Here is a 7666-nt window from a genome sequence, read left to right as displayed (position 1 = left end):
GCAGTGATTTGACAGTTGATGCAGGTTTGACAACATTCGACTTAGCGTTGACGAAGTCATTGGCATCAGGTCAAAGTCCAAATGTAGCTCCAGGAGATTTGGTGACGTTTACTTTGACAGTGAAGAACGAAGGTTCGATGACAGCAACGAACGTTGTATTGTCAGATTCATTGCCAGTAGGCATGACGTTGGCAGATGCAGATTGGACAGCAGCGGGTCAGATCGCGACGTTGAACACGGCGATTGCAGGCCCATTGGCACCAGGTCAAACAGCTTCGGTTGATATCACGGTACGCGTAAATGCAAGTTTCACAGGCACAAGCTTGACGAACTACGCTCAAATTAAAGATGCGAAAGATAGAAATGGCAACACTGTGAAGGATAAGGATTCGACGCCAGGCAACGGCTTCACACGTGGTGAAGACGATGATGACGACGAGCCAGTATTCTTGGCACCTTGTCCAATTCCTCCAACGCCAACTTGTACAGGTACAATTACGAATGACTGCCCAGAAGTTTGTGTGAACTTAATGGCACACATTTCAAGCGATATTCGTACGCCTGGTGGTAAGTTTGAGTGGCGCACAGGCCCACGCCCAACTGACCCATTGGTTGCTGATCCAACAAAAGTATGTGCTTCTGGTAAATACTATTTGTTTGAAGTAGCTGCTTGTGGTGTTTACAGCAACGGTGCGTTGGCAGAAGTAACTATTAAGAGATGCCCAGCTGATTTGAGTTTAGCTAAAACAGTTAGCAACAAAACGCCAAATCAAAACGATAACGTTACTTATACGATTAAAGTAACAAACAGCGGGCCGTCAAGAGCCACCAATGTAGAAGTAACAGATACATTGAAAGCTGGATTGCAGTACGTATCAGGTGATGCTGCATTTACATTGACAGGTTCAGTGTTGACTGGAAAAATTGCTCAAATTGATTCTGGTGCAACTGTTTCACTTTCGTTTGTAGTAAAAGTAACTGGTTCAGGAACCATCAAGAACTTTGCTCAAGTAAGCAAGTCTGACCAACCTGATCCTGACTCAACTCCAGGCAACGGTACAGGTACACCGAAAGAAGATGATGAAGATGATGAGGTTATCACTGTGAAGGTGCCATGTACAATTCCTCCAACACCAACTTGTGGTGGTATGGGCGAAAATACATGTCCTGATGAGTGTGTGAACTTGGCTAGCTTCATCCACAGCGAAATTCGCACTGAAGGTGGACGTTTCGAATGGTACACTACGTTTGACCACAAACCTGGTACACAAGTAGCTGATCCAACGAAAGTATGTGCATCAGGCGAGTACTTCTTATTTGAAGTAGCTAAATGCGGTGAGTATAGCAATGGCGCGTTGTTGAAACTTACAATCAAGCCTTGTATTAAATTCACTGACTTGGCAGCGGCAAAATCAATAGTAGAAGCAGGGCCTTATACAGTTGGTCAAACAATTACGTACAACGTGGTTGCTTCTAACAATGGCCCAGTAAACGCTACAAGTGTAACAGTAAGCGATGTATTACCAGCGTCATTGACGTTTGTAAGTGCAGATCCAGCTGCTGAATACAATGCTGCTTCTGGTGTTTGGACTATTGGAAACTTGGCGAATGGTGCAAACCGTACGTTGAAAATCCGCGCAACAATCAACGCTGTTGGTACAATTACTAACACGGCGATTGTGAAGAGCCCAGACAACGATCCAAGCAAAACGTCTAACGATACGTCGAGTGTGACGATTAGAGTGGATTGCGTGAAACCAGAACCGCCAATCTTGGCTTGTGCTACTACGAATATCTGTCCAAGTGAAAGCGTAGAAATTCATGCAGTAGGTTGTGCAGGTGGTACCATTATGTGGTCAAACGGCGCAACAGGTTCTAGCATCACTGTTAGTCCAGTAACTACTACTACTTACACGGCAACATGTAAGAAAAATGGTTGCGAAAGCGTGCCATCAAACGTAATCACGATTTATGTAAATACACCAACGACGCCAACAATCACAGTAAGTCCTTCGACGACCATCTGTGCGGGAAGCTCGGTTGTATTGACAGCTGCTAATTGTGCAGGTACACTTTACTGGAATACAGGTGCAACAGGCGCTCAAATCACAGTAACACCAGGTACGACGACAACTTACACTGCTTATTGCAAAATCGGTAAGTGTGAAAGTCCAAAAGCAAGTGTAACAATCACTGTAACTCCAGGCGGTCCAACACCAGAGGTTATCTGTAGCACAGACAAAGTTTGTCCAGGTGAAAGCGTAACGCTCGAAGTGAAAAACTGCACAGGAATTGTAGAATGGTCAACGGGCGAAACTGGTCCTGCGATTGTGGTAACTCCATCTACAACAACTGCTTACTGGGCTGTTTGCAACAATGGTGGATGTAAGTCACGCTCGAAAGACTACGTGATTACTGTAACGCCAATTTCGGCACCGACGGTAACGGCAAGCGCTACGGCAGTTTGTAACGGTTCAGGGGTAACCTTGACAGCAGCAGGTTGCACAGGAACAGTATCGTGGTCAAATGGCGCATCAGGTGCAAGCATCGTGGTGACACCAGCTTCTACAACTACTTATACTGCTACTTGTACAATTGGTAAGTGCGTAAGCGCTCCATCTGCTCCAGTGACAATCACGGTAGGTAACCCAACTGCACCAACAATTGCAGCAGAACCAACGTTGATTTGCGCAGGTCAGAGCACAACGCTTACAACAAGCAGCACTTGTGAAGGTACAATCGTTTGGTCAAACGGTATGACTGGAAGCTCAATTGTAGTAAGCCCAGCTGCTACAACTGAATACACAGCGGTATGTAAAGTAGGAACTTGCGAAAGTCCTAAATCGAATAAAGTGAAGGTAACTGTAACAACAGCGGGTGCTGCACCAACCGTAGTTGCTTCTAACACAAGCATCTGCGCAGGTGAAAGCTCAGTACTCACAGCTTCAGGATGCTCAGGCACGTATGTGTGGAGCACAGGAGCAACGGGTGTAGCAAGCATTACAGTATCTCCAGCAACGACAACGACTTACACAGTTTCTTGCCGCGTGAATGGTAAGTGCGACAGCGCACCAGCAAGCGTAACAGTAACAGTAGGTCAAAACGCAACAGCGCCAACAATCACTGTAAGCCCATCATCAACAGTATGTGCGGGTACGAAAGTGACGTTGACAGCGGCAGGATGTAACGGTGGAACAATTACTTGGAACACAGGAGCTACTGGAGCTAGCATCGAAGCAGTAGTAACAACGACAACTACTTACACAGCAATCTGTAAAGTAGGTAAGTGTGAAAGTGCTCCAGCTACGGCTACCGTAACAGTAGTACCTGCACCAGAGAAACCAGTGGTAGTTTGTAGCACTGACAAGCTCTGCCCAGGTGAAAGTGTAACACTCGAAGTGAAAAACTGCGCAGGCATAGTTCAGTGGTCAACAGGTCAAACAGGACCAGCTATTGTAGCTACACCTGCTGTAACTACTACGTACACTGCTATCTGTAAAGTAGGCGAGTGCTCAAGCCCAGTTTCGGCTGATTACATCATCAAAGTGATTCCAGTAACACCTCCAACCGTAACAGCTGCACCATCGAGCATCAAGCTAGGTGAATCATCAGTGTTGACGGCAACAGGTTGTGAAGGCGAAATCACTTGGTCGAATGGTCAGACAGGAGCAAGCATTGTGGTAATACCAACTTCAACAACTTCTTACACAGCAGTATGTAAAGTAGGCGTATGCGTAAGCTCGGCATCAGTTCCTGTAACAGTAACTGTGAAGACTTGCACAGCACCAGTGATTGCTGCAAATGCGGCGGTTGTTTGTGAAGGTACGCCAGTATCGCTTACTGCAACTGGTTGTGAAGGTGGTACAATCAACTGGTCAAACGGTGCAACTGGAAGCAGCATCACTGTTAATCCAGTAGGTACAACTACATACACAGCTGTATGTCAGAAAGGTGATTGTACAAGCGAAGCATCGAATGCCTTGACTGTGGTCGTTACGAAAGTATATGCACCAACAATTTTGGTATCGAATACATTGATTTGCAAAGGCGAATCAGTAAGCTTGAAAGCGTCAGGTTGTGAAGGAACAGTGTTGTGGTCAAATGGAGCTACAGGTAGCACAATTACCGTAACGCCAGAAACAACTACTACTTACACGGCCACATGCAAAGTAGGTAACTGTACTAGCTCGGCTTCTACACCAATCACAATTACGGTTGGCAAACCAGAAGCTCCAGTGGTTACAGCATCGAAAACAAGCTTGTGCTTCGGTGAGTCAGTAACGCTCTCAACAACGAGCCAGTGTAATGGATACATCCAATGGTCAAATGGCCAAGTTGGAAGTTCAATCACGATTGTTCCAGCGGCAAGCACCATTTATGTAGCATACTGCTGCAACAATGAAGCTTGTAAGAGTGTAGCATCGAACCCAGTGAACGTCTCAGTAGCTCCGAAAGTAACCACTCCAGTGGTAGTAAACATCGCCAATGTTTGCCCAGTGAAGACGGTTGATTTGGCAACGGCTGTTAAGAACTACACGGCAGGTTCGGGTCTAGTACTTGAATTCCGTCAAGGAAATACACCAAGCTCACCGTTGGTATCGAACCCATCGGCAGTAGGTGTAGCAGGTACTTACTACGCATTCTTCCGCTCGACAACAGGCTGCTATAGCGACGGTGTGGCGATTTACGTACAGATTTCATCTTGCGAAACTACGCCATGCGAAACTAATCCAGCTACGGCGGATGCAGGTGCAGATGCTTCAATCTGCGCGGCTCTTGAATACAAACTCAATGGTAAGATTGGCGGTGTAGCGACAAGTGCTGTTTGGACAACAAACGGTACTGGTCGTTTCAGCAACGCTCTTGCACTTGATGCAACTTATTATCCATCGTTGGAAGACTTGATTAAGGGTGACGTAATACTCACCCTTACCACCAACGATCCAGACGGTGACGGTAAGTGTGTTGCAGGAAAAGATGACTTGAAGTTGGTGTTTGAAGGTATCAAATTCAGACCTCAAATCATCGTAAACGGTACGCTTAAAGCAGATACATTGCCACAAACAATTACTATCTGCCAAGGCGACACCGTGAAATTGAAAGCAAGCGAAGAAGGTTACCAAGTGAAATGGTTTAAGGATGGTAAAGTGTTGTTCCCTGCCTCTGATGGTATCAGACAGTGGAATGTGACTGAGCCAGGTACTTACTCTTACGCTTTGGTGGACGCTAAACGTTGCTGCTCAGTTAACTCTGCTTACATTACAGTAGTAGTGAAGTCGGTACCAACGCCAATCGTGAAAAACATGCGTAATACTTGCCCAAGTACTACAGTGGATTTGACAAAAGCGATTGAAGGTGGTTCAAACTACACTACGGAATTCCGTTCGGCTGCCGAACGCCTTTGCACTTGCTTGGTCGGAACACCAGAAGCAGTTGGAGCTGGTACGTACTACATCTACTACAAGAAAGATGGATGCTACAGTGCGCCAGCAGCAGTTGAAGTGAAAATCTTCGACTGTGCTACTGACACGCTTCGTTCAGATGTGAGCATTGCAAAAACGGCTAACAAGTCGGTTGTAAGCTTAGGTGAGCAAGTAACCTATAAAATTGTAGTGAAAAACGGTGGCCCTCATACCGCAACTAACGTGGATGTACGTGACGTAATGCCAGCTGAACTCGAAGTAGTTTCTACTTCAGGAATGACAGCATCAAACGGTACACTTACCACACGTATTGCAACGTTGGCATCGGGAGATTCGGCTACATTGACGGTCGTAGCGAAAGCAATCAAAGCAGGTAACCAAGTGACGAACAAAGCCTTGATTACGTATGCTGACCAAGTTGACCCAGCTACTTCAAACAACCAATCTTCGGTAAGTATCGTAGTAAGCGATGGTACAGTTAGCCCAGCTATCGGTGTTGCGCTTGCGGTTGATAACATCACGAAGAAAGGTGAAGGAAGCGATGAAAGCTATGACGTAACGTACAAGATTACGGTTAAAAACGTAGGAAATGTGCCACTTACGAATGTAGCAATTGCGGATAGCTTGACTAGCCAAATTGGCGCACCAGCTACGTTCACCGTAGTAGGCGCTCCAGCAGTAGCTAGTGGAAGTACATTGGTTCCAAATACCAACTACAACGGAACGACTGATAAGAACATCTTAGGCACTGGAAGCGCACTCGCAGTAGGTGCAGAAGAGGTGATTACAGTAGTTGTAAATATCAAGCCTAACGGCAACTACGGACCGTTTGCTGGCAATGTAGTAGCAAGTGGCGATGGAAGCGGAACACCAGTATCTGATGTGTCAAACAAAGGTACAGTGGTGGATGCTCCTGCAAGCACTTCTACAGCAGTACGTTTCGATTTGCCAAGCAACTTGATTGGTTTGTCTAAGTCAGCAGGTTCACCAGTATTGCTCGAAAATGGAACATTCAAAATTCCATACACAATCACTGTAACGAACTTGGGTACAAATGACCTTACAAAGGTTCAAGTAAAAGACGACTTAGGTCTTACATTTGGAACAAAAGCAGCTATTATTGGTAAACCACTTGTGACTGCTGAAGAAGGATTCGTAGTTGAATCTAACTACACTGGCCAAGGTCTCCTTACTAACATGTTGGTAGATTCGTTGAGCTCATTGCCAAAAGGTGCGTCGCGTAAAATCGAGCTTGCAGTGATTGTATCGTTGTACAACCCAGATTCGGTAACAACGTTCAATAACATTGCGATTGGTTCGGCACTCACCCAAGCAGGGGTTGCAACGTCGGATACGTCAACGGTAGGTTCAAATGCTGACCCTGACAATGACCTTGATCCACGTAACAACAGCGAATCGACACCAGTATCGCTTAACTCGACTCCAGGTAAAGGCTTACTCGGTCTTGCGATGTCAATCAAAGATACCTTGCGCAAAGGCGATGGTAGCTTGAACATCACTTACCGTGTTATGCTCAAAAACTACGGAACGGGTACATTGACGAACGTTCAGGTATCTGACTCATTGTCGAAAGTATATAGCTCATTGACTGGCGCAAGCTATCAATTGGTTGGAACACCGACGGCAAATGACTCAAGCACGCTACGTATCAATCCTGACTTTGATGGTCTTCGTGATGTTAATCTCTTGATTGCAGAACAAAGCCGCTTGGCAGGTGGACGTACTGATTCGTTGTTCTTCACAATCAATGTGACAACGGATGGACGTTTGACACCGTACCAAAACCGCGCCCTTGGAACAGCCCTCGCTGGTCAGAATACGGTAACAGACTTGTCAACAAACGGTCTGAACCCAGATTTGAACAACGACAACGACCCAACAGGTGCAGCTGAGTCTGAGTTTACTCCAATTGTGATTCCTTCGGATGGCGGTATGTTTATCCCAGAAGGTTTCTCACCAAACGGCGACGGTATCAATGATAAATTTGTCATTCGTCACCCATCTGGCACGAAGATTGTATTAGAAATCTATAACCGCTGGATGAACTTGGTGTATCGTAACAACGATTATAACAACGATTGGGAAGGTACTTCAAACGTAGGTATTGGAACAAGTAATCAGAGCATACCTGCTGGAACTTACTTCTACAACGTAGTTCTGATTGACCAAAACGGCGGCGAGATTAAGAAGTCAAGTCGATTTATGACCATTAACCGCTAATA

General features: G+C 45.8%; 1 protein-coding gene. It reads left to right on the top strand.

Annotation, left to right across the window (positions count from 1 at the left end):
- Window positions 1–47: 47 nt before the first annotated feature.
- Window positions 48–7664: a T9SS type B sorting domain-containing protein gene (locus AC23P2_RS00945; protein ID WP_487771458.1), complete on the top strand. Its 7617-nt coding sequence runs from the start codon at window positions 48–50 to the stop codon at window positions 7662–7664.
- Window positions 7665–7666: the final 2 nt, after the last annotated feature.

It is taken from the genome of Runella sp. R0.1_18, assembly GCF_057652155.1.
This window is presented reverse-complemented; position numbering and strand designations above follow the sequence as displayed.